This is a genomic window from Ruegeria sp. AB8 (assembly GCF_056542605.1).
In genome coordinates, this window is record NZ_JBQGAB010000084.1 from 1 (window position 1) to 1568 (window position 1568).

1 protein-coding gene is annotated in these 1568 nt (G+C 52.8%); it reads right to left on the minus strand.

The features are described from left to right. Positions 1-155: 155 nt before the first annotated feature. Positions 156-1493 carry a hypothetical protein gene (locus ACR0CG_RS23795; RefSeq protein WP_480527974.1) on the minus strand — a complete coding sequence of 446 codons (1338 nt, stop codon included), beginning with the start codon at positions 1491-1493 and terminating at the stop codon, positions 156-158. Positions 1494-1568: the final 75 nt, after the last annotated feature.

The window sequence follows — 1568 nt, forward strand, 5'->3', positions numbered from 1 at the left end:
GCAACCCGCTACGACAGGTGCCCGAAGGTCTTCCTGTCAGCAATCGCCCTTGCAGCACTCGTTATCTATTGGCTATGAGTCCTGACCCTAATCCGCTGATTTGAGTAAGCAGGCTAAATCGAATTTGCCAAGGACCTGAAATCCAAGTCTGGTGCTTAGTCCGGCAAGCCAGCTACACGAAGGGTTTGCATAAGGTGGTCGAGCGTTGACGGGTCCCTGTACGGCTGGCTGTTTGCGTAGTCGGATAGGCAAAACGCCGGATCACTCCTCACGATATCGTGGGCGACGCGTTTCGCCTCGTCGTGAGCGGATGCAAGCTCGTAGTCGCTGCAGAGAATAATGCGAGCGTCATTGTTCTTTTGATTGAGCCGCAAGGACTCTTTCGCAGCGCGGATCGAGAGCGCAATGTTACCGTTGTCTCGGTACGCGACTGCGAGAACGTCGATTAGCCAAACAGGATACACTTTCTCGAGCTGAAGGGCTTCTTTCACGCTTTGAACAGCGGACTGTGCGTCGCCGCAATAATTCAGCACGAGCCCCAGGAGAGCATGCGCCAACGGACAACTCGACCGAAGTTTCGCTCCCGTTTTACATAGCGCCAGCGCTTCTTCATATTTCCTGTTAAGAAGTAGAATATGCCCAAAGACAGCGTGGCCAATGCCGTTGTTGTCTTCGTATTTTATGGCACTTTGCGCCCAATTGGCCGCCAGTTCCATGGATCTTGCTGCCGGCTCGGTCCACTTGAAAAAACCGTCCATCCAATGCGTTACGGAAACGTAGCTCGCACCCACCACTGAGTCGGGTTGTACGCGGTGAAGCTCTTCAAAAAAGCCGCGGGCAATTCCATTGTCCTCCGGGTTTAGCTCGTAAAAGTGACTGGCACCGCGGTAGTAACACTCCACCGCCTCAGGGCTGTTGAGTTTTCCGAACCAAATTCGATTTCGTTCGTTCGTGGCCAACTTTATGTTCAGTGCAGCGATGATTTCCCGAGTGATTTCATCCTGAACTTTGAAGATATCATCCACAACTCGATCATAGCTTTGAGCAAAGATGATTTGCTCGATTTCTACGTCTGCAAGTTGCGCGGTGACCCGCACTCGATCACTAGCCTGTTGGACAGCGCCTTCGAGAATGTAGCGAGCGCCGAATTTGGCGCCCACCGATGATGCCGAGACATCTTTCCCGCGATATGGATTAAGGGCCGGTGCATGAACAAGAAAAAGCCCGGAAAGCTGTGTTAGTGTGGCCGAGATGCCGAACCTGATACCATCGGCAAGAAAGTCCTTTTCGGGGTCAGAACGCAGGCATTTGAAGGGTACAATCGCGATGCAAGGTCTTTCCGGAAGGTCGAATTCAAGCGTGCCTTTGTCGCGTGTGCCGGTATCCGTCTCGATCTCTTTGGTGGCCACACGGTATGCGCGCACTTGGCCTTCAATGTTCTTGAGAGTTTGCTCACCCACGAATTCGAACGGATAAGAGTGGACCTGTCCCATTTTTGTGCCGCCCCAAGTGCTCGTTTAGGCCACTTTCCGTTCGAATGCGACCGGACTTTTCCAACCCAATGCTGA